This is a genomic window from Flavobacterium flabelliforme, from assembly GCF_017948675.1.
GTDB lineage: Bacteria > Bacteroidota > Bacteroidia > Flavobacteriales > Flavobacteriaceae > Flavobacterium > Flavobacterium pygoscelis.
Genome location: NZ_JAGFBU010000002.1, coordinates 244,445 through 269,732, shown reverse-complemented (window position 1 = coordinate 269,732; position 25,288 = coordinate 244,445). Strand labels below are relative to the sequence as shown.

Genomic DNA, 25,288 nt, shown 5'->3' with positions numbered 1-25,288 from the left:
CATAAATACGCTAACATCAAAAAACTTTATACTAAAGAAATGATTTCAAAAAAAATAAATAGTTCTTTTTACAAAATCAAAATTTATAAAAACTCCTCAAATTAGTTATCAACATGAATATATAAAAAAGACCTCTGAATCAAACTCAGAAGTCTTTTTTTTAACTCTTATAATTTTAAAAATTACTCTTTTACTAATATTATAGTTGCTTTAAAGCCAGTTCCAAGATTCCATTGACTAGCAGAAATCAATCCGCCTTTATCATCATAGACTTTAAATTCTGCTGTATTGGGCCCAGAACTTCCTTGGTTTAACGCTTCAAAATCAATTTTATTAAATCCTTTTTCTAATACAATTTCAAAACCTTTAAATTCACTATCCAAGTTTACCTGATACTGTATCACTTTATCATTAAGATATACTCGGATCTGATCTCCATCTACATATGCAGCATCACGATACATAACCTTTGCAGTAGTTGAACCTGTTGGGTAACTTCCTAAATTTTGATTTTTTCTATACACAATACCCTCAGTATTATCCTCTTTTTTGTTCCATTTATCTCTATAAACATCTCCAGGATTAATAAACTCATTCTTTGGAATCATTGAAAAATTATTCGCAGGAGCTATAGTACCCGTTGGTTTTGGGTTAGGATTAAAAATTTCAGGATTTTTAAACACGTTTGGTTTTGTAATAGGAGGAATATCTAACTTAGGTGGTGTTTCTTTTTTAATTTTTGGAGCATTATTTTTAGGTGGAATCGCTTTAAACTTAGAGTTGAATTCACTCTGAGCGTATCCACTTAAAGACATTGTAATTATAATAAATAAGAATAAAATCCTTTTCATAACTTTCAAATTAATTTAACTGTGCTTGTATATTTTTAAAAATAAAAAACATTTACCATTTAATCACAAATCATATTGTATTTTAACTTTCATTTATAACTCAAAAGACTCGTTTTTATTGCAATTTCTAGCAGAAATAACTATTTGATGCAAAACAAAAATCAAATTTTTAAATTATAAATCTATATTCTTTATTTATGATTTTTCTCTAAATTGCAAAAAATATACCAAAAACGAAATTTAAATCCATAAAATCTAAAATCCTCTAAAAATCAAGCAAAATGAAAAGACAAAACATACTTACAGGCTCTCCTTGGGAAGAAAAAATGGGTTATTGTCGCGCAGTACGAATAGGAAATACTGTTGAAGTATCAGGAACAGTAGCTATAATTGATGGTGTAAATGTAAAATCAAACGATGCACACGCACAAACACTAAATATTTTAGAAAGAGTAGAAAAAGTACTAGAAGAACTTCACGTAAGTATGGAAGATGTTATTCGCACAAGAATATTTACTACTGATGTTTCCTTATTTGAAGAAATAGCAAGCGCTCACGCTAAGTTTTTTAAAAACATAAAACCAACTACTGGTTTTTATGGCATCAAGCAACTTGTAGCACCTGAATATTTAGTAGAAATAGAATTTACTGCAATTGCTAATGAAAAATAGTAATTCGATTGAGATTATAATACTTTTGCAAAAAACACATTTCCATTGACCAAATGATTTTAGAAAAAAGCAAAAACACTTTATTTACTGCTCTCAAATGGATCATCATTTGCACTATAATAGGTATTCTTTCTGGATCAGCTTCCGCATTTTTTTTAATAGCTTTAGAATGGACTACTCATTACAGAGAAGAGAATAATTGGATAATTTGGTTCTTACCTTTAGGCGGTTTACTCATAGGATTAAGTTATTATTACTGGGGACAGTCAGTTGTAAAAGGTAATAATTTATTAATAGAGGAATACGAAAATCCACAAAAAACAATTCCATTAAAAATGGCTCCTTTAGTGCTTTTTGGCACTTTAATCACTCATCTTTTTGGAGGTTCTGCAGGTCGTGAAGGAACAGCCGTACAAATGGGAGGAGCCATTGCCGATCAATTTACAGGTCTTTTTAAACTTGACAAAAGTGACAGAAAAACAATTTTAATTTTAGGAATAAGCGCTGGATTTGCCTCTATTTTTGGAACGCCTTTAGCAGGAGCATTATTTGCTTTAGAAGTGGTTATCTTTAGCAAAATGAATTTAAAAAGTGTGCCTCTTTCTTTTTTAACCGCTTATGTTGGCTACTACACCGTTGAAATCTGGCACGTAAAACATACGATTTACTCGATTCCATTTGTTCCAGAAATGAGTTTAACTACTTTATTCTGGATCTTTCTTGTGAGTATCTTATTTGGTTTAGCAGCGATGTTGTTTTCTAGAAGTACGCATTTATGGGGGGATTTATTTTCTAAAACTATCGCCTATCCACCATTTCGCCCTTTTGTGGGTGGAATCATTTTGGCAACAGCTTTATTTTTTATTGGAACTTCAAAATATACAGGTTTAGGAGTTCCTGTGATCGTAGAGGCATTCTCCACTCCTAATGCTCCCTATGACTTTTTGATGAAAATATTATTTACTGGTTTTACTCTAGGCGCAGGTTTTAAAGGTGGTGAAGTAACCCCTTTGTTTTTTGTAGGTGCAACTTTAGGGAGTGCTTTATCTCTTATTGTACCGCTACCAATAGCGCTATTAGCAGGAATGGGATTCGTAGCAGTATTTTCTGGAGCCACACACACACCAATTGCTTGTACCGTAATGGGATTGGAACTATTTGGACTTGAAAGTGGCTTATTTATTGGTTTGGCATGCCTAATTGCTTACTTTTTTTCAGGATCAGTAGGCATCTATAAAACCCAAATTGTAAAAGGACCTAAATACCATTTATATCAAAAATTTAAAAGAAAAGAAACAGACCTTTTATAATAGGTGAAAATCGTGTTAATGATTTCAAGATTAGCGTAAAAAAATGTAATTTCGCACTCTATGAAAATACAAGACATTCAAGCGATTCAGTTGTTATTATCAACTCCAAAAAAGATTGCCATAATCCCACACCGAGGTCCTGATGGGGATGCGATGGGTTCAACCTTAGCACTATATCATTTTTTAATAAAAAACAATCATCAACCGGTTGTGGTTTCTCCCAATGAATTTCCAGACTTTTTGGCTTGGATGCCTGGATCAGAAACCGTTAAAATATTTGAAAAAGACAAAGAAAACTGCACAAAAATACTCGAAGAAGCAGAACTTATTTTCACTTTAGATTTTAATGCTTTGCACCGTACAGGTGAAATGGAATACGTTTTAGAAAAACTTACAGCTCCATTTATTATGATTGATCATCACCAAAAACCGGATGATTACGCTGCTGTTACGTATTCTGATACATCATTTGGTTCTACTTGTGAAATGATATATAACTTCATTTCCTTTCTTGGAAAAAAAGAAGACATTGACAAAACGATCGGAACATGTATTTACACTGGAATTTTAACTGATTCAGGTTCTTTCCGTTTTCCAAAAACAACCGGAAACACTCATAGAATTGTAGCTGAATTAATTGATTTGGGGGTAGAGAATACAGAAATTCCAACGCTACTTTTTGACAATAGCGGTTTTGAACGCTTGCAATTATTAGGTAGAGCGCTTCAAAACATGAAAGTCATAACAGAACACAAAACAGCATATACGACTCTGACTCAAGAAGAATTAAATTTTTTCAATTATGTAAAAGGAGATACAGAAGGAATAGTAAATTATGGATTAAGCATTAAAGGAATTCATTTCGCAGCAATTTTCATTGAAAATAAAGAAGAGAAAATAATTAAGATCTCTTTCCGTTCACAAGGGGAATTCGATGTAAATCAGTTTGCTAGAGATCATTTTCAAGGTGGTGGACACCGCAATGCCGCTGGAGGAAAATCAGAATTAACAATGCAAGAGACAATACAGAAATTTGAAGATTTAGTCATGAAAACAAGCTTATAAACTAATGAAAAACATTAAAATAATTACCTTTACTCTTTTAGTACTCGCATTCGTTTCTAGCTGTAAACAACATCAAGAAGCCAGAAGACCTATTTCGCAAGCTTCGGGTAGCTTTATGAAAAAATCAATAGTGCGAAATAAAAAACTAGTTGCTACTGAAGAAACTCAAATTAAAGATTTAATAAAAAGCAATCCATCTGTAAAATATTTAGCTTCTAAAAAAGGATATTGGTATACTTATGTAGCACAAAATAAATTAGATTCTCTTACGCCTAAAAAAGGAGATGTAGCCTTTTTTGATTATGAAATCAAAGATTTACAAGGAAATATCATCTATTCAGAACTAGAACTAAGACCACAAATTTATTATGTTGACAAACAAAATATCATGATGGGTTTGAGAGATGGTATCAAATTAATGCGTAAAAATGAAGAAGTAAATTTTCTTTTTCCATCAAATATGGCTTACGGTTACCACGGTGATGATAAAAAAATAGGTGTTAATCAACCTATAATTTGTACTGTTACACTACGTGATTTTAAATCTGAGGTAGCCTACAAAAAACAAAATCAAATAAAATTAAAAACACCTGCAGTAACGCCGCAAGTTCAAGAGGCAACTCCAATAACAAACAAACCAAAAGACACTTTAAACTAATAAAATTAAACTTAGAAATGAAAAAAAAGATCTTATTCCTACTACTTGTAATTGCTTCGTTTTATTCTTGTAAAGAAAATCACAACAATCTTCCAGACGGATTATATGCAAAAATTGAAACTAATAAAGGAGATATAATTGTAAAATTAAATTTCGAAAAAGCACCTATAACTGTTGCCAATTTTGTGGCCTTAGCTGAAGGAAAAAATGAATTTGTTACCAATGAGAATTTAAAAAACAGACCTTTTTTTGACGGATTAAAATTTCACCGTGTAATCAAAGATTTCATGATACAAACTGGCGATCCTTTAGGTACAGGATCTGGAGATACTGGTTATAAATTTAAGGATGAATTTTCAGATTTACAATTTAACGATGCTGGTGTTTTAGCAATGGCTAATAATGGACCTGCTACAAACAGCAGTCAATTTTTTATTACACATGTTGCTACACCTTGGTTAGAAGGAAAGCACACTATTTTTGGTCACGTTGTAGAGAACGGAATGGACAATGTAAATAAAATAGAACAAGAAGATTATATCAATAAAGTAACCATTATTAGAAATGGAGAAGCCGCAAAAAAATTCAATGCGGTAAAAGTATTTAATGATTATTTTTCGGTAGAAGCAGAAATCCAAAAGAAAAAAGCTAGTATTGACGCTGAAAACAAGAAGGTTTACGATGAAAAATACAAAAGTGTTCGAGAGGCAAAAATTGCTTATTTCGATAACTTGAAAGCAAAAGCAATAACAACGCCATCTGGTTTAGAATATGTAATTACAAAGAAAAGTGGCGGAAAAAAACCTGCAAAAGGAGCAAATATTTTCATTCATTATGCAGGTTTCCTAGAAGATGGAGAGTTGTTTGATGCAAGTGTAGAAAGTGTTTCTAAAAGCTTTGGTAAATACGACGAAAACAGAGCGGCTCAAAATGGTTACCAACCGATTCCTTTTCAAGCAGGTAAAAAAGACGGCATGATTCCTGGTTTCATTGAAGGTATTGAACAATTATTTTTTGGAGATAAAGCTGTCATTTTTATTCCTTCTCGTTTAGGATATGGAGCAGCTGGAGCTGGAGGAGTTATTCCGCCAAATGCCAACATAATCTTTGAGATTGAATTATTAGAAAGAATGCCCCAATAATAAATTAGATTTAGTATTTAAAAAAGTTACATCATTAAATTATAAAAAAATGAAATTTAAAATTCTATTTTTATTGTTTCTAGGAATGGCTAACGTACATTCTCAGGCAAGTAAAAAAACAACTACTGCAAAAAAACCAGCAACTGCTGTAAACAAAGCCACAAAACCTGTTGCAAAAAAACCTGCTGTTATTGAAGGAATTTTTGCTACAATGGCAACCAACAAAGGAAATATCACTATTGAACTAGAATACAAAAAAGCACCAGTAACGGTGGCCAATTTTATTGCACTTTCTGAAGGAAAAAATACATTTGTTACTGACGAAAAATTAAAAGAAAAACCTTTTTTTGATGGTTTAAAATTTCACCGTGTGATTAAGGATTTCATGATTCAAGGCGGAGATCCATCTGGAAATGGTTCTGGAGGACCAGGATACGCATTCAAGGATGAGTTTACTGATTTAAAACACGACAAACCAGGAATTCTTTCTATGGCCAATTCCGGACCAACTACAAACGGAAGTCAATTTTTCATTACACATAAGGAAACACCTTGGTTAGATGGAAAACATACTGTATTTGGTCACGTGACTGAAGGGATGAATGTGGTAAATAGCATCGAACAAAATGATGTTATTACAAAAGTTACCATCATTAGAAAAGGCGCCGAAGCACAAAAATTTGATGCGCCAAAAGTATTCTCCGATTATTTCAACAATAAGTCAGAAGAACAAAAGAAAAAGGACGCTACTCTTGCTGAAAACAAAGCCAAACAAGCTGCTGTTCTAGCCGAGGCTAAAAAAGCATATTTAGAAAAATATGGTTCTGTTGTAGGAGCAAAGGCTGCTTATCTTTCAACTGCAAAAGCAACCGCTACCACTACTCCATCAGGACTAATGTACAAAATCATCAAAAAAGGGAGCGGTGTAAAACCAGCAGACAAAAGCACTTTCTTTTTTCACTATGCTGGCTATTTTGAAGACGGAACATTATTTGACAGTAGTTATGAAGAGGTTACTAAAGAATTTGGAAAATATGATGCAAATAGAGCCGCACAAAACGGATATCAAGCTTTCCCTTTTGAAGCAGGTAAAAAAGATGGAATGATTCCTGGTTTTATAGAAGCATTAGCAACAATGTCTTACGGAGAAAAAGTAATAGCATTTCTTCCAGCTAATTTAGCCTATGGAGAAAGAGGTGCTGGTGAGGTAATACCGCCAAATACCAATTTAGTATTTGAATTAGAAATGTTTGAAAAACAACCTACTTCAAAATAATAAATCTAAAATAATACCAAATAAAAAAACCGATAGTTTAACGCTATCGGTTTTTTTATACCTTATTATTACTTATTTTTTTACTGGAAATTTCCAATCAAATTCGTCTTTTTGATTGATAATAGCGCCTATTTCAAACTTAACAACTTCATCAAATTCAGTTTGAAAAATAATCCAATTTTCTTCATTAAAATAATTTTCAAAAGTATCAAACTCTTCTTGAGTAAACTTAATTATCCCTTTAGCCGTTAGATCTTTCTTAACATCTTTTATTTTTTTATCAATAATTTTATTTCCAAAAAGTTCTAATTCAGGACTCGATGCCACCATATAACCCAATCTAAAATCTTCCTCTACATAAAAAGTCAAACGTATTTTTTGCTTATTGTAAGCATAAATCACATTATCATCTTCGTCTTTGTAATTGCGATCTGGCTTACCATAAATTGCCGTTACATCATTTTGTTTCATTCCGAAAATGAGTTTATCAATTCCGTTTTTTGGGTTTATTATCATCTGTAGCTCTTTATTATTATTTACTGTATTGCACAAAAACCATTTTTACACAAATAAAAAGGAATCCTGCTTGTTTATTGAACCACAAAGTTCGCAAAGTTTTTTACATAGTTTCTATCTTTTTCAAAAAAGAATTTAAGCATACCTATCAATTTACATCTTTACAATTATTATTTGGGCGTGACCTTACTTCCACTAGCGTTACAGTAAGGTCGGGCTATTTACTACAATCTCCTCATTTACTGAGGCAAATAAGGAGGATTTCCGCTTCTATCCCTCACGCAACTTAAAAAAGTTTCTATACTATTTTAAAGAAATCTAGTGTATCTAAAACCTCCTTTTTCTTAATATTTTTCCTAATTTAGATCCGCAAAACAACAAACCAGTTTGTTGCATAAAATAACACGAAACTTAAACTAAAAAAATGAAACTACTACACAACTACTTCCTACTCTGTTTCTTGCTGATTAGCATAATTCCATCTTATTCTCAAAAGGAAAAATCAAAAGAATTTAAGGTAGATTTCGAAAAATTCACTTTAAAAAATGGCCTACAAGTCATCTTACATGTTGATAGATCAGATCCTGTTGTTGCAGTTGCCTTAACCAGCCATGTAGGTTCTGCCAGAGAAAAAGTAGGTAGAACTGGATTTGCCCATTTATTTGAGCACCTTCTTTTTTTAGAATCGGAAAACTTAGGCAAAGGAGGTTTAGATAAAATGAGTGCAAGAATTGGTGGTGAGGGAGCCAATGGATCCACAAGTAGGGACCGTACAAATTATTTTCAAACGGTACCTAAAGATGCATTAGAAAAAATGATTTGGGCAGAAGCCGATAAATTAGGATATTTTATCAATACAGTGACCGATCCTGTTTTAGCAAAAGAAAAACAAGTTGTAAAAAATGAAAAAAGACAGAGTTACGACAACAAACCATACGGGAATACTTTCTCTGTAATTTCTAAAAACTTGTACCCAACAACTCATCCTTACAACTGGGATGTAATAGGCTCATTAGAAGATTTACAAAATGCTACTTTAGAAGATGTAAAAAGTTTTTACAATCGTTGGTATGTTCCCAATAACGTAACATTAACCATAGCTGGAGATTTTGATGTAAATCAAACTAAAATATGGGTTGAAAAATACTTTGGGGAAATTAAAAGAGGAGAAGCAATTCCAAAAATGGAAAAACAAGCTGTAACTCTAGCAGAAACAAAAAAATTATACTACGAAGATAATTTTGCACGCCTACCACAACTAACATTGACATGGCCTTCTGTATATGAATATCATCCAGACAGTTATGCGTTAGAGGTTCTAGCAACATATCTTTCTACTGGAAAAAAAGCTCCTTTATACCAATCTTTAGTTGAAGATAAGAAACTAACCGACGCTGTTGCTTTGTACCAATACAATTCTGAAATAGCAGGTCAATATATGCTAAGCGTTACTGCTTTTGAAAAAACAAATTTAAATGAAGTAATGGATGGTATCAACCAAGGCTTTAAAGAATTTGAAGCAAAAGGAATATCAGAGCAAGACTTAAATCGTATAAAAGCAGGACAAGAAACTGCTTTTTACACCAATTTATCTAGTGTTCTTGGCAAAGGATTTCAGCTAGCACAATATGAGATTTTTGCTGGCGATCCAGGCTACATTACTCAAGATGTAAAAAATATTCTTGCAGTAACTCCCGCTGATGTTATGAGAGTATATGAAAAATACATCAAAGGAAAACATTTTGTAGCAACTAGTTTTGTTCCAAAAGGAGAAGCTAATTTAGCCTTAAAAGGTTCAGTTTTAGCCACTGTTGTCGAAGAGAAAATTGTTGACGGAAAAGAAGATGCATTTGATGCAAGTGTTGCTGCAACCTACCAAAAAACACCTTCATCATTTGACAGAAGTGTGGAACCAGCATATGGAGAAAGTCCAGATGTAAAACTTCCTACTGTATGGAAAAATAATCTATCCTCTGGATTAAAACTCATCGGTATCGAAAATCACGAAGTTCCTCTTACTCAATTTCTATTGCAAATCAAAGGTGGAATGTTATTAGAGGAAAAAAATAAAATTGGTGTTTCAAATATGTTGGCAGAGCTGATGACAAAAGGAACAAAAAACAAAACTCCTGAAGAACTTGAAAACGCCATTGAAAGCCTTGGTGCTACCATTAAAGCTTACGCAACGGATGAAGGAATTTTTATTTCTGGAAATTCATTAGCAAAAAATTACAGTGCAACTATGGCATTAGTAGAAGAAATAATAATGCAACCTAGATGGGATTTAAAGGAATTTGATCTAATTAAACAAAGTACTTTAAGCACAATTCAACAGCAAAAAGCAGAACCTAACAGTATTGCAAAAAATGAATTTAAAAAATTAATTTACGGAAAAGAATCTATTTTATCTCATAATAGAATTGGAGAAGAGCAGACTTTAAAAAACATCTCAATAGATGATTTAAAAAAGTTTTATGCTGCTAATAGCTCTCCATCAGTTTCTATTTTTCAAATTGTTGGTGATGTTTCACAAAACGAAGTAACTAAATCATTAGCAAGTTTAAATAAAAACTGGAAAGCTAAGAAAGTTATTATTCCTGCAGTAAAAACTCCAGATGGAATAGCAAACTCTAAAATATACTTTTACGATGTTCCTGGAGCAAAACAATCCGTGATTAGAATCGGTTATCTTGCTCTAGCTGCAACTGATGCTGATTTTTATCCAGCAGAAATAATGAATTACCGTTTGGGTGGCGGTGGTTTTGCATCACAACTTACGCAAGAGTTACGTGAGGGAAAAGGATATACTTATGGTATTGGATCTTCTTTTTCTGGTTCTACAAATAAAGGTGCTTTTGTTATTGGGAGCGGAGTACGTTCTAATATAACATTTGAATCAGTTAGTTTGATAAAAGAAATAGTAGAAAATTATGGTAAAAAATTCAACGATAATGATCTAGAAGTTACTAAAGGATATTTGATTAAAAGCAATGCTAGAGCTTTTGAAACATTGGGTGCAAAACTAGGAATGTTATATGATATTAGCAATTACAACTACCCAAATGACTATGCTAAAAAACAAGAAGATATTGTAAAAAACACTTCTATATCTGATATAAAAAGACTTTCTGAAAAATATTTGAATGCGGATAAAATGATCTACTTGATAGTAGGAGATGCAGCAACGCAATTGAAAAAATTAGAGGAAATAGGATTTGGTAAACCTATACTTCTGAATGAATCAGTAACAAAATAATTCAGATTTACAATAGTAGTATAAACGGGTATTACTATTAATTTTTAGCCCAGATCGAAGTAAAAAGCCCGGACTAAAAAATAATAATTTTTCTTGTCTTGAAAGAGCTCTTCCCGATACATCGGAAAGAGCTCCTTTCAGGATTTAGAAAAATATTTTATTTTAGGAGGACTTGTAACGAAGCGCTGGATGAGCTTCTAAAAAAATTACTCCGCCATTTCATCGTAACGCTGAGGAACTTGTGGATCGTAAAGAGCACATTTAAATTCCTCCATCACACCAACTAGCGTATCCATGGTCTTACCTTCGGTGCCGTAACAGTCAATTTTTATACTTTGTGGTGTTGTTCTTACCTGAAAAGCACCTACTCCGTCAGTGTTTTTCCAACTTTTATCATCTACTTTTTCCCATTTTGAGAAAACAGATGCAATTCTGTTCAAAATAACCTGAACAGGAAGTGGTTCTAAACCTTCAATTTCGGGTTGTTCCTCGCTAATTGCCTCGTAAACTTCATGATGGTTTAAATAAATTCCCTCAAGATAATTCCAAAAAAGTAATTCGTACATGTTTAAATAGTTGAATATTGAACATGGATAGATTTAAAATCCAACCATAAGCAATGGTTAATTAATATTCGAATGTTCCGTATTCGCTTGTAATTGTTAGTTTTTTTGTTTCAGATTCAGTTACTCTACCCACAATTTGTGCCTCAACATTAAATGATTTAGAAATCGCAATAATATCTTCAGCTACATTTTCTGGAACGTAAATTTCCATTCTATGTCCACAATTAAATACTTGATACATTTCTTTCCAATCTGTTTTAGATTGTTCTTGTATCAATTGAAACAAAGGTGGAACTGGAAATAAATTATCTTTTATGATGTGTAAATTCTCTACAAAATGTAAAATTTTAGTTTGTGCTCCTCCACTGCAATGCACCATTCCGTGAATTTCATCTGAACTGTACTTATCCAAAATCTTCTTGATTATTGGTGCATAGGTTCGTGTTGGTGAAAGCACTAATTGCCCAGCGTCAATAGGAGAATTAGCTACTTTATCTGTCAAGTTTACTTGTCCTGAATAAATAAGATCTTCCGGAACTGCTGCATCATAACTTTCTGGGTATTTTTTTGCCAAATACTTACCAAAAACGTCATGTCGAGCAGAGGTAAGTCCGTTACTTCCCATTCCGCCATTATAACTTTTCTCGTATGTAGCCTGACCAAAAGAAGCCAATCCAACAATTACATCACCTGCTTTTATATTGGCATTATCAATTACTTTACTTCGTTTCATCCTAGCGGTTACCGTAGAATCAACAATAATAGTTCTCACAATATCACCAACATCTGCTGTTTCGCCACCTGTGGAATGAATAGTAACACCAAAAGAATCTAATTCTTTAATCAGCTCTTCTGTTCCATTTATAATTGCAGAAAGAACTTCGCCCGGAATTAAGTTTTTATTTCTACCAATAGTAGATGAAAGCAAAATATTATCTGTTGCCCCTACACACAAAAGATCATCAATATTCATGATTAATGCATCTTGTGCAATACCTTTCCAAACTGAAATATCACCAGTTTCCTTCCAATACATATATGCTAAGGAAGATTTGGTTCCTGCACCATCAGCATGCATTATTAAACAGTAATCATCATCCTGGGTTAAATAATCGGGAACAATTTTACAGAAAGCTTGCGGAAACAATCCTTTATCAATATTTTTTATGGCATTATGCACATCTTCTTTCGCAGCAGAAACACCGCGAAGTGCATACCTTTTTGAAGTATCTGAACTCATGTAGTATAGTTGTAAATCCTGCTTTTAGGCAGATAGTTGTGGGGCAAAGATAATTATTTTTTTGGGTTTTGCCTATCGAGTCAGAGTAAGAGTTTACTGAAATCATAGCCTTATTTTAACGCCAAAAAAAAACACCTATTTGATAAGAAATAGGTGTTTTTATATTTTTTAAATTTATGTTATTCCCAATCTGGCATACTTGCATTAGCGAATAGTATTGTTCTTGAAACTCCAGTTGTAGTGTTAGCAGCCGGTGTATATTTTACAATATTTTTGGTCGATACTCCGTCATTAGAAGTATTCATTATAATTAGTTCGGCCTCATTGGGAGAATACCTCACATCCAAATCAACTGTTCCTGCAGGTTTCTCTAGTGAGATTTCGCTAGCAGTATTGGAACTAAAAACATATTGAAACACTCTAGTATCCAACTGTCTATAATTAGCATCTTCGTATCCAGAAACATCTCTTGTAAACACTAATTTTTGTCCTGTTATAGAAAAATTTAGACCTCCCATTGCTCCTGTTGTCCCAGACCAAACTTGAGAGAGAAGTACTCCAGTAGTACTGATTACATAAATTTCAGCATTGTAACCGTTGCTATCATTTACTTTTAAAGCAATTTTAGAACCATCATTACTCCAGTCGCATTCTGAAATAAATTTTCCATTTGGAGTTTGATAAATTTTAGTTAATCCACTTCCGTCACTATTGATTCTATATAATTTATCGAAGTACGGATAAATGATCTGACTACCCGATGTGTTCCAAGAAAAATTAAGGAAATCAGAATTAAATCCAGCAATAGGAATCGAGTTGGTTACTTTAAAAATTCCTGAACCATCTGGATTCATAGTATAAATATGATTTTGTGCACCGCTGGCTCTAATGAATGCAATTTTTTTAATTTGATTGTTTTTCCTAGGTCTCCAGCTATTTACATCTAAACTGGTCAGTCTTAATTGAGTTCCAGAATCATCACCAGAATAAATCACATTATTCTCAAAGCTCTTTTTTACAAATAAAAATCTAGCGCTACTAAAAGCAGTAGTGGTAAAACTGCGAACTGCGCTCAAAACAACTGGATTAATCCCATCTGAAACAGAAACCTGCCAATAATATTTTGTACTATAATTTAATCCTTTTAAAGTAAAGTTTGTTTTAGAAATATTAGGATAAATGACAACATCATCACTATTTTCTTTTCTTAAGCTAATTTCGTATTTCAAACTGTCTTTTTCAATATCTGTAGCAGTCCATGTTAAATTCAAATCTAATGTTTGATCTGTAGCATTGTCTAAAGGTTTAATTAACACTGGAGTAGTTGGAGGTTTATTGTTTGTTGTTGATAATTTAAGTTCGAAAACTATTTTTGACGTTTTATCGGTATTTACCGTTGCAGCTTCAAATTTTACAATGTAACCCTCTTTTTGAGCTTCAAATGAATAATCACCAACTTTCACATTATTAATAACAAACTTTCCTTCATCGTCAGTAAAAACAATACTAGTATTTGGGTTTGAAAAGACCTTAACATTCGCCAATGGTTTAAAATCAATTGCGCTCACCACTTTTCCTTCTACTGTCCCGTAATCTTCTCCAGTAAATTTTTCTTCACTACAAGAAAACAGCATTAAAAATAAAGTTAATAAAGTAATTTTGAGATAAGTATTTTTCATCAGTATAGAATTAAAATTATTAATGAGCTAGAATTAATTGATTTTGAAAACATTAAAAACCTTTCGTAACACGAGATTTTCTTATATTAGAAAGATAAATAGTTACTCCTAAACCAAAACGATAATAATAATCATCTCGCACTCCTCTTTTTATATAATCGATATTATCACTAAAATTTAGATTTTGCTCACCATACAATTTTATACCTAAATTATCGGTCGCCATATATTCGATACCAATTCCATATTGAACTTTAGCATGTAAGTTTTTGAAGGCTTTATTCATTCCAAATCCACCTCCAGCAAACACATAGGGACTTAATTTGTCTTTTGGTAACAAGATAAACTCTGTATTTAAATCGTAAGTTAAATAACCAACATCTAATAATTTTTTATTGGCTAGTTCAAAAATATTAGTAGATGCACTTAAGTTAAAAGAAGGAGTTAAAAAATACTTTAAAGCACCTCTTCCCATGAGTCTTAATTCAGGGTTGCTATAATCTCCGTCCATTAATGTAGTACCACCTGATATTTCAATTCCAAATTTTGATCTTCTTTGTTTTAAATTACGACCATATATTGCTGTAACATTTGCTTCTTCATTCTCATTCTTATAATTTTTCAAAAGAGATTCCTTGGCTGGCACAGAAAGATCAGCTTCCCAAATTCCATCTTTAATCCCTTCTAAAACCAAAGTAGAAACTGCTTTTTCTATAGCTTCTGTTACTGCCATTTGAACAGGTTCGTTGGTCGTATAACCCGTTTCTACTTCTAACAATCTTTTAAAATTGACATATTTAAATAGACTTTGATCGATAGCTTGAGAAAGTATCGTTTTAGAAATATAAACCGATTTTAAAATTTTACCATTAGCCGTTGAAACCATTCTAAGATAAATAGTAACTCGGTCTTGTCTGTATTTTACTGCGCCTCCAGTACCAAAATAACGCGCACCAAAACCCCCAGTAATAATATTAGAATCGTAGGATATAATTCCTCCTTCGAGTAAAACTCCTGCATACAATAAGGGTGTAATTTGTGGCACATTAGGATCTACATCTTTTGCATACTCTTGTCTTGTGGAACGAATAAGATTTCGTTCTTGAAGTAAGTTTCCGATATTTTCGCGTTCAATAGGAATGAACCATTTAGAATCCTCTAAAGCCTTAATTAATATAGATGTGGCTCCTTGTGTAACGGCTGTACTAAAATTACTTCCGTTTTCAGAAGCTTTGTACTGACCAGTTTGATCTCTAAATTTATAAATCCCTACTACAATTTGTTCTTTAGCTTTAGGTAGCTCTTTCAAAAGTGTAGTTGCTGGAGTAATTTCTCCAATTATAGCTTTTTCTGTTCCAGTAGGTTGATTATAATAAGCACCGCAACTAGAGATGAAAAAAAAAATCATCAACATTAAGTAGGTATATAATCTCATATTATCGATTTGGAATGATTACTTGTGTCTGTGCTCCTGTTTTAGTATCTAAAATATCAACGGTTAAACCTCCTGAAGAGGGATAAACCTCAACAGATAAACTACCAAAAGTATAGGAGCCTATTTTTATCCCGTCATTACCAAACTGCTGTTTGAATAAAGAACTCGAAATTTGGCTCAACAATAAAGAATTTAAACTTGCTGTAAATCTTTCTAATTCTGTTTGTTGCACTTGCGCAACTGATTTATCTGTAAATTTATTTTGAGATTCAGCAGAACTAGCTAACCACTGATAATTAAAAGTATCACCTCCAAAAGCAGGATTTTTAGGTTTATAAACTAAATCTTGTGCTTCTACTGATTGAAAACCAAGAATAAAAGTCATAATAAGGAATAACGTTTTCATATTTAACAGGATAAAATTAATACTGAGTAAAATATTTACTTTGCTTTTCTAAATTTTTTAAATATAAATAGGTGGCATAAATAGATTCTTCGGCCATCTCTTTTAGATATTCCTCATCAGGCCTAGCCAAAAACTCATAAATAACTTCGTTATCTATGCTGACGACTATTTTGGTATTTCTGGCAAAGCTAAATTCCTCATTTAGCGTAATAACTTTTTTTGAATTGACTTTGTATTGATTATATAAATAATAATATACATCATAAAAATCTTTCCCAACTTTAGTTTTGGTATCATCTGAAATAATGCCTATTAACTCAAATCCATCTGAAGGAATTACAATAACTTCCTCTTTTTTTTTTGGTCACCAAGAACTACTCTATCTTTTCCAATTAATTGCTTGTTTTCATTATAAAAAAGCAATAAAACTATAACCTCATCACCATTAGATAAATTAACTTGTGTATTAGATAAATTTTTATTCTCACTTGGATTTAAAGAAAAAAATCCTTCTTGAATGTTATCAGAATGATTATCGTTTAAATTATTATTTTTAATAACCGACAACTTATAAGAATAACTTTGAACGATGTCTGATAGATTTTCTGCAGTTCCAGTTACTTTAATAATCCCATCTAAATTTTCAATATCTATTTTAGCCTTTACAACGGTATTTGTTGTTTGAGAATAGGAGATTGTTTCGCTAAAAAGCAATACAAACAATGAAAAGTAACATCTCAAAATTTTCATAATTTAGTATGGTTTATTACTGTGACAGCAGCACCATTTCCAGACTGGATTATGGTCATATTCTTTGAAATTGAATTAGATCCAAAATTTATAATATTTTGATCATTTCCTTTTTGAAACAATTCAGTGGTTATATCATAATTAGAATAAGGAACATAGTCCTGTACTCTATTATTATTTCCTTGTTGAATTACTTTTTGATAAATTGAATTTGCATTTTTGTCAATAAACAATTGATTATTGTTGCCTTGTTGCGTTAGTGATGCTTCAATTTTAGTTGCTGAAAATTTAGAATTTATTTTATTATTATCACCTATTTGTTGTACTTGAACGGTATTAATAATTTGTTGATGAATTAAATTGGTATGCGATTTAGTACTATAAAAATTAGAATTCATAGAAACAATTCCTTCTTTTGTATCTATCAATGCAATTGGTTTTTCATTATATGGAGCAGTAATACTTTCTTTTTCTTGCGCGAAGCAAAATTGAAAAGAAAAGAAAAGAAAAATAATGATATTTATAGATAGCGTTTTCATTAGTTCCTATTTTTATATAAAGAAGGGACAACTTAATTAGCTGTCCCTATCTTTATGAAGTTTAACTAGTTACTTTGTGTTACGTTAGACACATTATAACTACCTTGTTGTGACACTGCATTCATGTTACCAGAGCTAAATCCGTTTTGATTTGTATAAGATTTGTTCCAATTTCCTTCTTGCAAAATGTTATCACGGTTTTTAAAACCAAGTTGAGTAGTTTCAGCTATATTGTCATTACCATATTGATAATGATTTGCTTCATTTCTTGCAGAAGCAGAAGCCGCTTGTGAAGTACTATTTTGACTAATTTTTGAATCATTACGCAAACCACCTTGACTAGTGTAAGCTAAATTAAAATTACCCGTTTGAGTTTGTACAGCTACGTTATCACCATGAGGATTAACTGGCACTGCAGAACTTAAAGGATTCATCATAGGAAAAGTACCTACAACAGGAAGAGGATTATTTCCTGAAGTTCCTTGATCTATAGTAGCTTTATTGTCTTTACCAGTTTGAGTTTGAGTAGCGGTATCATGTCCTTTTAAAGCTGGATATGAAAAACCAGTTTCATCTTGCCAGATTGTAGCATCATTTCTATCTCCTACTTGTTTTTGTGTCGCTTTGTTATCCCAGTTATTTTGAGAAATAAAAGCACGGTTATCATTTCCTTTTTGATCGATGTCTGCCATGTTTTTTGATGAAATATTAACACCACTTCCCATAATCTGACCAGGATTTACACCTTGATACACAAATGCATCATTGTTATTTACCGTTTGTTTAATTTTAGAACTTTGAGCCGTTCCAATTTGATGAACTAACGCATTTTGTGAAGTTCCAAGTTGGCCTACTAAACTTGAATTCGCTCCAGCTGATGGACCCGGTTGTGCATAAGATACAGCTCCTACAAATAGCATCGCGGAGATGCTTAAAATTACTTTTTTCATAATAAATATATTTAATTGGTTGTTAATACAAATTATCATGTAGGTAATAAAAAAGGGATTGGGGGAAATCTCTTTATTCATAATAAATAACAAGATTATTTTTATAAATAATTGCTTCTTGTTTGATTATTACATTTCAAAGATAGCAAAGTAGAAAACAAAAAAACAAACATAAGTAGCTGTATTTAAAACATTTAACTTAATACTCGATAAACTACAATTCTATAACGATGAACTACCTCATTTGTAAAATAGGATATCAGAAAAAATTTACGATACGATTTTTATTCAAATAAAAAGGAGTATTCTCCTTGATTTAATAAAATATTACTTACTTTTTTTTAAATAAATATAGATATTTTTTTTTAAAAACATTTATAATCATTGATTTATACATTAGGATTTTGAGCGAAAACAATTTGTGATGATAAGCCCTATTTTTATGTAAATGATAAAGAATTTAATGCTATTTATCCATAAAAAAAGCCTCTCCAAACGGAAAGGCTTTTTACTATTATAGGAAATTATTATTTTGTAAATAATAATTCTCTGTATTTAGTTAATGTCCAAATTTCATTATCAACCAATAATTCTAATTTGTCACAGTGACTTCTAATAACTTCAAAATAAGGTTTTACTTTATTACAATACGCTTCTGCCATTTCTTGCGCATTTGTCAACGTATTTGCTTTTTTTCTCTCATTTGTCATTTCGGCAACCTTCGAATTGATTCCTTCAATATGACGTGAAATCTGCTTGATTAAAACAATTTGTTCTTTAGCAATAGTTTCAAAATCATCTCCAAAAATATCTTTTAATCCTTTTACATTTGTAATTAACGTATTTTGGTAACGGATAGCAGTTGGTATAACATGATTTTTTGAAATATCTCCCAAAACTCTACCTTCAATTTGAATTTTCTTAGTGTATTCCTCCAATTCAATTTCGTATCGCGCTTCTACCTCTACATGGTTCATTATATTTAACTCTGAAAACAAATCTAATGATTGCTTAGATATTCTAGCTTTTAAGGCTTCAGGAGTAGTTTTAAAATTACTTAATCCTCTCTTACCTGCTTCAATCTCCCATTCTTCGCTATATCCATCGCCTTCAAATAAGATTTTCTTAGAGTGTTTGATGTATTCTCTCAATACATTGAAGATTGCATCATCTTTCTTCATGTCTTTTGATTCAATCAAAGCATCCACTTCTTTTTTAAAATCTCTTAACTGTTTTGCAACAATTGCGTTTAAAGTGGTCATTGAATTAGAACAATTTGCGGTAGAACCTACTGCTCTAAACTCAAATTTATTTCCTGTAAAAGCAAATGGTGATGTTCTATTTCTATCTGTATTATCTAATAGAACATCTGGAATTTTCCCTACAACGTTCAATTTTAAGTCTGTTTTTTCTTCTGGAGATAATTTTCCAGCAGTTACACCTTCTAATTCTTCTAAAACTTTCGTTAATTGTCCACCAATAAAAACAGAAATAATTGCTGGTGGTGCTTCATTCGCTCCTAATCTATGATCATTACTTGCCGATGCAATAGCTGCTCTTAGCAAAGATTCATTATCATGAACTGCTTTAATGGTATTAATGAAAAAAGTTAAAAATTGTAAATTACTCATTGGAGTTTTACTTGGACTCAACAAGTTTATACCTGTATCAGTAGCTAATGACCAATTATTATGTTTACCAGAACCATTTACGCCTTTAAAAGGTTTTTCATGAAACAATACTTTAAAAAAGTGACGTTCTGCCACTTTTTGCATCACATCCATCAATAAGCAATTGTGGTCAACTGCAAGATTGGTCTCTTCAAAAATTGGAGCTAACTCAAATTGATTTGGTGCCACCTCATTATGACGTGTTTTTACAGGAATTCCTAATAACATACATTCTTGCTCCAAATCTCTCATGTATACAAGAGCACGCGTTGGAATAGAACCAAAATAATGATCGTCTAATTGTTGTCCTTTTGCAGAAGTATGACCCAATAAAGTTCTACCAGTCATCATAAGATCTGGACGAGAATTAGCTAAAGCACTATCAATCAAGAAGTATTCTTGCTCCCATCCTAAAGTTGCAGTAACTTTTTTTACATTTTTATCAAAATATTTGCACACTTCTGTAGCTGCTTCATCCATAACGGTTAATGCTCTTAAAAGTGGCGTTTTAAAATCTAAAGCTTCTCCAGTATAAGAAATAAAAACAGTTGGTATACACAATGTCGTTCCAAAAATAAATGCAGGTGAAGTAGGATCCCATGCGGTATATCCTCTGGCTTCAAACGTATTTCTAATTCCACCATTTGGAAAACTAGAGGCATCGGGTTCTTGTTGCACTAATTGTGCTCCGCCAAATTTTTCAACAGGATCACTTCCGTCAGGAAAAGTTTCAAAAAAAGCATCATGCTTTTCAGCAGTTATACCTGTTAAGGGTTGAAACCAGTGTGTATAATGAGTTACTCCTTTAGAAAGTGCCCATTCTTTCATACCCATGGCAATATAATCGGCTAATTTTCTATCAATTTTAGTTCCATGCTGAACAGCACCTTGAACTCCTTTAAAAGCATCCGAAGTTAAGTATTGCTTCATTGCTTTGTCATTAAAAACATTAGATCCAAATAGAGTTGATTTTCTATCTGATTCTTCAAATTTAACTGGTTTTCTCGTAGATGCTTCTCTCAAAGCTTGGAAACGTAATGTTGACATAAAATTGATTTTATTTTGTTATACCCCTGTTATTTGATGCAAATATAATTTATTTATCACTTTTATAACTCCATACCTCCTTTTTTTTAGGGTTGAAATTGAATTTTTATTAAATTCATAAAAAAAACTTCTCTATTTTGTCTCTTTATATAAAGTTGAAGCTATTTTTTTTGCACAATTATCTAAAATACAGCAAAAATATTCAGGCTCAACTTTCCTAAAATATGTATCAGAATTAAAAAAGCAAAAAGTATCTTTACACAAGATATTTAAATACCTGTAAATTATGATTGTCTGGATTTGTTTTTTAATCGCTGTTTTAATTTTTTTAGCACTTGATTTAGGAGTTTTTAATAAAACACCACATGTTATCAGCACAAAAGAAGCTGGAAAGTGGACTGCTATTTGGGTAGCTTTGTCCTTTATGTTCTCTGGTGTAATATATTGGTTATACGGAAGTGATTTAATCGCCAATCCTGATGGATTAAAACCCGCAACCGCCTCTATAAAATTCATAACAGGATATTTGATTGAATTATCTTTAAGCATTGACAACATATTTGTCATTGCGATAATATTTGCAGCTTTCAAAATACCCCAAAAATACCAACATCGTGTTTTGTTTTGGGGAATATTAGGTGCAATCATATTTAGAGGTTTAATGATATTTTTTGGCGTAATGTTGATCAATAAATTTTCTTGGATGACCTATATTTTTGGTGCCTTCTTGATCTATACTGCTATGAAAATGTTGTTTAGCGGAGAAGACGAACAATTTCAGCCAAAAAAATCATTTGTGTATAAAAGCCTAAAGAAAGTAATGCCCATATCTAACCATATGGATAAAGAACATTTTTTTGTAAAAAGAAGACATATTACTGCGGCAACACCACTTTTTGTAGCTCTAGTTGTTATAGAAGTAATGGATGTCGTTTTTGCAATTGATAGTGTTCCTGCAATTTTAGCGATAACCAACGATCCTTTTTTAGTTTTTAGTTCTAATATATTTGCGATTTTGGGATTGCGATCAATGTACTTTTTCTTGGCGAATATGCTGGCAAAATTCAGTTATTTAGAATACAGTCTCATTGCTATTTTGAGTTTTGTAGGACTTAAAATGTTACTGCATGAATTCATTAAATTACCAGAATGGGTGTCATTAGCTTTTATAGCCGTTTCGCTAATTCTCGGAATCGTAATTTCTTTACAAAAAAGCAGTAAAGAAAGTATCGAATAGATCTATAATAAAAAAGGGAAATCTTGCGATTTCCCTTTTTTATTATATTGTCAATGACAACTACATATCTATTTTTTTTATTTCTCCTTTAGAAATATTTAATGCTGAAAGTACTGAGTTAATATCATTTTTATTCATGGTCTTAGCATAGCCATTTGGTACTATTACAATTCTGAAGGTTTGATTCTTAGTCCAACTTGCGTCTAAGGTTTTTAAATTAAAATTAGCAGAAAGATAAATTTTAGCATCAAATTTAGTATAGTCAAAGTTGTAATTAAGAGAACCACCATCATTAAAATAATAGGTTTGAGGCATTAATTTCCAAACATCCTGACCATTCACAACATCATACAAGTGATAAATTAAAACAGAATCCGAATTAAATATTGGTGGATCAAACACAACCAAACTACTAAAATTATTACTAGAATTAAAAGAGGTTGTAACCTCAAAAACTTCTGTTCTTGGCGTATTAACAATTGGAGCATCATATACTTCTGTAACTTCACAACTTTGTAGTGTCATCATCCCGATGAAAACTAAAAATAAGGTAATTTTTTTCATAATTTGTAGTTTTTATTTATTCTTTAAAACTCTATTCACGAACTGTGCCAAAAATTATTCCGAATAAAAAGCCGATATTAAAATCAAGAAAAATAAAAACATAAATAATTAAAATACAGTAATTTAAAAACAAAAACCTATTCTGAAAAATTATTTTTAAAATGGAATAATAACAAATTAAAGGGATTAATTTTATAATATTTTTAATCACTACAGCAACATATTTAGTTATGTGTAAGAAATAGAATCCAAGCTCAATTAACTAGAATATATTTTTGATTTAAAATCAAAAAAAAGGCCGCATGATCATTAGATGAATGCGGCTGTTGTAGTCTAAATTCTTAATCAAACAATTCGTTTAGCCAATGTTTTTTCTTTTGCTCTCTATAATAGTTTTGTTGAGACTGATTGCCAAAAGAGGGCTGACTGACTTGAGTAGTACTGTGCGGCTCATTTATAGAACGCTCTATTATTTTATCTAGCTCGCCTCGATCCAGCCAAATACCTCTACATTCTGAACAATAATCAATTTCAATCCCTTGTCTCTCTGACATTACAAGAGGAACTTTACAAGTTGGACAATTCATAGTAATTTTATTTTAGTTGTTTATTAAATCATTCTTTTTTGGAAAAGCAACAGAAATTAAAACAGAAATAAGCAAGATTCCTGTTATTACCAATAGCGAGTAGCTAATTGGTATTTTATAAAGATCTACAATAGTCATTTTGATCCCTACAAAAACTAAAATTGCAGATAAACCATATTTTAGGTAATAGAAATATTTAGTGATTCCAGCTAATGCAAAATACAAGGCTCGCAAGCCTAATATTGCAAAAACATTAGAGGTGAAAATGATAAAAGTATCATTTGTAATGGCAAGAATTGCGGGTATCGAATCTACTGCAAAAATTAAATCTGTAAATTCGACAATTAGAAGCACTACAAAAAGTGGTGTCGCAAAAGTTTTGCCTTGCAGTTTAACAAAAAATTTACCTCCGTGAGATTCTTCAGTTACAGGATATATTTTTTTAAATAATCGTACCAAAGGATTTTTATCCGGCTGAATATCTTCATCTTTATGAAAAAGCATTTTAATCCCTGTAACCACAAGTAGTGCTCCAAAAAAATAGATTATCCAATGAAACTTATTAATTAGAGCAACACCTGCAAAAATAAAAATAGCACGCATTGCCAAAGCACCCAAGATTCCCCAAAATAAAACTTTGTGTTGGTACTTTACATCTACTTTAAAATAAGTAAAAAGCATTATAAACACAAAGAGATTATCAATGCTGAGTGATTTTTCTATCACATATCCTGTAAGAAACTCTACTGCCTTTTGCTCTCCCATGAAAACATAAATGCCGTAATTAAAAATTAAGGCGAGTCCTATCCAAACGGCACTCCAAATTAGCGCTTCTTTTATTTTTACTTCATGTGATTTACGATGAAAAACGCCTAAATCTAAGGCTAACATAAAAAAAACAAAGCCTAGAAAACATATCCAAACAAAACTATCAATTACCATATCTTTTTTTTAAAAATTTTAATTAAATTTTAGACGCTAAGCGCCACTCCATAGTTTATTAAGAAAACCAATTAGCTCATCCAACAACCCAGAAAATCCTTTTTGAGAAATAAAATCTATCAGATACGAGAGCAACGGCAATAAAACGGCCAAAAAACCAATTATAAGAACTATTAAAACAAACGCTATAAATATTAAAAACAGCTTGAGTTTTTTATTGTTTATTAGACTTGTTATAAACGCTTGTTTGTTAAAAACCACTTTTTCATCAGTATAGAATTTATACTTATAACGATTCTTTTTATAATAGTTTTGGTGTTTCTCATTTTTATAATAGTTGTTCCTTTTTTTAAAAAAGTCATTAAAATCCATGAGTAGTATTTTAGTTAATAAACACAGTTATTTAGCATTACAAAGTATAATGCAGTTTAAGTGATTGAAAAAATCAACCACTATTTTAAAAATCAGCGTGTATTAACTAAGCTTTGGCGGTTGCCAAACAGAAAAGAAAGGTTTTTGTAATCCTTTACTAAAATAGAAATGATTGTGATCTGTAAGATGTCCAACCATAGAAGAAAACTCCATTACAAAAACAATCTGGTGTTCTTCATTAACTTCATTATCAAAGTCGATTGTGTCTGAATGCAAAGTATCCTCTGCACTACACTCTATCAATGAAGTATTAGAATTTTCTTGAAAACAAATATCAAAACACAAGAGCACACTCATTAAGAGTACGATAGCGGCAAATATTTTTTTTCGATTAATTTTCATGCGGCAAAAATAATTAAAAAGTGATCTGTTGGTATTCTTATAGTCGAGAATTTGGAATTATTTAACAACATTGCAATAATCTAAGTTCTTTTGGATTTGACTTTTAAATCAATTCAAAAATTACGAGAATATTTTAAAACAAAAAATCCCGACACAG

General features: G+C 31.5%; 24 protein-coding genes. 8 read left to right on the top strand and 16 right to left on the bottom strand.

The genetic code is table 11. The features are described from left to right. Window positions 1-182 precede the first annotated feature (182 nt). Window positions 183-851: a hypothetical protein gene (locus J3S90_RS07505; RefSeq protein WP_188050198.1), complete on the bottom strand. Its 669-nt coding sequence runs from the start codon at window positions 849-851 to the stop codon at window positions 183-185. Between the two features lie 281 nt (window positions 852-1,132). On the opposite strand from J3S90_RS07505, the gene J3S90_RS07500 reads away from it, so the two are divergent. The 6 genes from J3S90_RS07500 to J3S90_RS07475 are packed head-to-tail and all read left to right on the top strand — an operon-like array spanning window position 1,133 to window position 6,973. Then, window positions 1,133-1,522 carry a RidA family protein gene (locus J3S90_RS07500; protein WP_210645680.1) on the top strand — a complete coding sequence of 130 codons (390 nt, stop codon included), beginning with the start codon at window positions 1,133-1,135 and terminating at the stop codon, window positions 1,520-1,522. Between the two features lie 53 nt (window positions 1,523-1,575). Beyond that, window positions 1,576-2,832: a voltage-gated chloride channel family protein gene (locus J3S90_RS07495; protein ID WP_210645679.1), complete on the top strand. Its 1,257-nt coding sequence runs from the start codon at window positions 1,576-1,578 to the stop codon at window positions 2,830-2,832. Between the two features lie 60 nt (window positions 2,833-2,892). Next, a complete protein-coding gene (locus J3S90_RS07490; protein ID WP_210645678.1) occupies window positions 2,893-3,897 on the top strand; it encodes a DHH family phosphoesterase in 1,005 nt (334 codons plus the stop codon). Between the two features lie 4 nt (window positions 3,898-3,901). Beyond that, window positions 3,902-4,555 (top strand): gliding motility-associated peptidyl-prolyl isomerase GldI, encoded by a 654-nt coding sequence (gene gldI, locus J3S90_RS07485; protein ID WP_210645677.1) that lies wholly within the window; start codon window positions 3,902-3,904, stop codon window positions 4,553-4,555. A 17-nt stretch (window positions 4,556-4,572) separates the two neighbouring features. After that, the gene (locus J3S90_RS07480) at window positions 4,573-5,697 is read left to right on the top strand and encodes a peptidylprolyl isomerase (RefSeq protein ID WP_210645676.1); all 1,125 of its coding nucleotides are present in this window, start codon (window positions 4,573-4,575) and stop codon (window positions 5,695-5,697) included. Between the two features lie 49 nt (window positions 5,698-5,746). Beyond that, the gene (locus J3S90_RS07475) at window positions 5,747-6,973 is read left to right on the top strand and encodes a peptidylprolyl isomerase (RefSeq protein WP_210645675.1); all 1,227 of its coding nucleotides are present in this window, start codon (window positions 5,747-5,749) and stop codon (window positions 6,971-6,973) included. A gap of 72 nt (window positions 6,974-7,045) precedes the next feature. On the opposite strand, the gene J3S90_RS07470 is transcribed toward J3S90_RS07475, so the two are convergent. Next, window positions 7,046-7,489 (bottom strand): hypothetical protein, encoded by a 444-nt coding sequence (locus J3S90_RS07470; protein ID WP_210645674.1) that lies wholly within the window; start codon window positions 7,487-7,489, stop codon window positions 7,046-7,048. 424 nt (window positions 7,490-7,913) lie between these two features. On the opposite strand from J3S90_RS07470, the gene J3S90_RS07465 reads away from it, so the two are divergent. Further along, on the top strand, window positions 7,914-10,745 hold the full coding sequence (locus J3S90_RS07465; RefSeq protein WP_210645673.1) for a M16 family metallopeptidase: 2,832 nt from the start codon (window positions 7,914-7,916) through the stop codon (window positions 10,743-10,745). Window positions 10,746-10,951: 206 nt separating this feature from the next. Here the strand turns inward: J3S90_RS07465 and J3S90_RS07460 are convergent, their stop codons facing one another. The 10 genes from J3S90_RS07460 to J3S90_RS07415 form a co-directional block, all read right to left on the bottom strand. After that, window positions 10,952-11,311 carry a hypothetical protein gene (locus J3S90_RS07460; RefSeq protein WP_210645672.1) on the bottom strand — a complete coding sequence of 120 codons (360 nt, stop codon included), beginning with the start codon at window positions 11,309-11,311 and terminating at the stop codon, window positions 10,952-10,954. A gap of 61 nt (window positions 11,312-11,372) precedes the next feature. Further along, the gene (locus tag J3S90_RS07455) at window positions 11,373-12,551 is read right to left on the bottom strand and encodes an AIR synthase related protein (protein ID WP_210645671.1); all 1,179 of its coding nucleotides are present in this window, start codon (window positions 12,549-12,551) and stop codon (window positions 11,373-11,375) included. Between the two features lie 179 nt (window positions 12,552-12,730). Continuing rightward, window positions 12,731-14,230 (bottom strand): carboxypeptidase-like regulatory domain-containing protein, encoded by a 1,500-nt coding sequence (locus J3S90_RS07450; RefSeq protein ID WP_188050187.1) that lies wholly within the window; start codon window positions 14,228-14,230, stop codon window positions 12,731-12,733. A gap of 52 nt (window positions 14,231-14,282) precedes the next feature. After that, window positions 14,283-15,665 (bottom strand): CsgG/HfaB family protein, encoded by a 1,383-nt coding sequence (locus J3S90_RS07445; protein WP_210645670.1) that lies wholly within the window; start codon window positions 15,663-15,665, stop codon window positions 14,283-14,285. Between the two features lies 1 nt (window position 15,666). Continuing rightward, a complete protein-coding gene (locus tag J3S90_RS07440; RefSeq protein ID WP_210645669.1) occupies window positions 15,667-16,071 on the bottom strand; it encodes a curli assembly protein CsgF in 405 nt (134 codons plus the stop codon). Between the two features lie 16 nt (window positions 16,072-16,087). Further along, a complete protein-coding gene (locus J3S90_RS07435) occupies window positions 16,088-16,375 on the bottom strand; it encodes a CsgE family curli-type amyloid fiber assembly protein (RefSeq protein ID WP_317192531.1) in 288 nt (95 codons plus the stop codon). 32 nt (window positions 16,376-16,407) lie between these two features. Then, on the bottom strand, window positions 16,408-16,821 hold the full coding sequence (locus tag J3S90_RS07430) for a hypothetical protein (RefSeq protein ID WP_210645668.1): 414 nt from the start codon (window positions 16,819-16,821) through the stop codon (window positions 16,408-16,410). Beyond that, window positions 16,818-17,360, bottom strand: a complete 543-nt coding sequence (locus J3S90_RS07425; protein ID WP_210645667.1) for a hypothetical protein — start codon at window positions 17,358-17,360, stop codon at window positions 16,818-16,820. Before J3S90_RS07425 ends, J3S90_RS07430 begins: the two co-directional genes overlap by 4 nt. Window positions 17,361-17,425: 65 nt before the next feature. Further along, on the bottom strand, window positions 17,426-18,310 hold the full coding sequence (locus tag J3S90_RS07420) for a hypothetical protein (protein ID WP_210645666.1): 885 nt from the start codon (window positions 18,308-18,310) through the stop codon (window positions 17,426-17,428). A gap of 527 nt (window positions 18,311-18,837) precedes the next feature. Next, window positions 18,838-21,027 (bottom strand): glutamine synthetase III family protein, encoded by a 2,190-nt coding sequence (locus J3S90_RS07415; RefSeq protein ID WP_210645665.1) that lies wholly within the window; start codon window positions 21,025-21,027, stop codon window positions 18,838-18,840. 286 nt (window positions 21,028-21,313) lie between these two features. Between J3S90_RS07415 and J3S90_RS07410 the strand changes: the two genes are divergently transcribed. Then, entirely contained in the window at window positions 21,314-22,264 is a 951-nt protein-coding gene (locus J3S90_RS07410) for a TerC family protein (RefSeq protein WP_210645664.1), read from the top strand. Window positions 22,265-22,324: 60 nt separating this feature from the next. On the opposite strand, the gene J3S90_RS07405 is transcribed toward J3S90_RS07410, so the two are convergent. The 4 genes from J3S90_RS07405 to J3S90_RS07390 form a co-directional block, all read right to left on the bottom strand. After that, window positions 22,325-22,828 carry a hypothetical protein gene (locus tag J3S90_RS07405; protein WP_210645663.1) on the bottom strand — a complete coding sequence of 168 codons (504 nt, stop codon included), beginning with the start codon at window positions 22,826-22,828 and terminating at the stop codon, window positions 22,325-22,327. A gap of 341 nt (window positions 22,829-23,169) precedes the next feature. Continuing rightward, window positions 23,170-23,415 (bottom strand): TFIIB-type zinc ribbon-containing protein, encoded by a 246-nt coding sequence (locus tag J3S90_RS07400; protein ID WP_210645662.1) that lies wholly within the window; start codon window positions 23,413-23,415, stop codon window positions 23,170-23,172. 12 nt (window positions 23,416-23,427) lie between these two features. After that, entirely contained in the window at window positions 23,428-24,357 is a 930-nt protein-coding gene (locus tag J3S90_RS07395; protein ID WP_210645661.1) for a TerC family protein, read from the bottom strand. 474 nt (window positions 24,358-24,831) lie between these two features. Next, on the bottom strand, window positions 24,832-25,131 hold the full coding sequence (locus J3S90_RS07390; protein ID WP_210645660.1) for a hypothetical protein: 300 nt from the start codon (window positions 25,129-25,131) through the stop codon (window positions 24,832-24,834). Window positions 25,132-25,288: the final 157 nt, after the last annotated feature.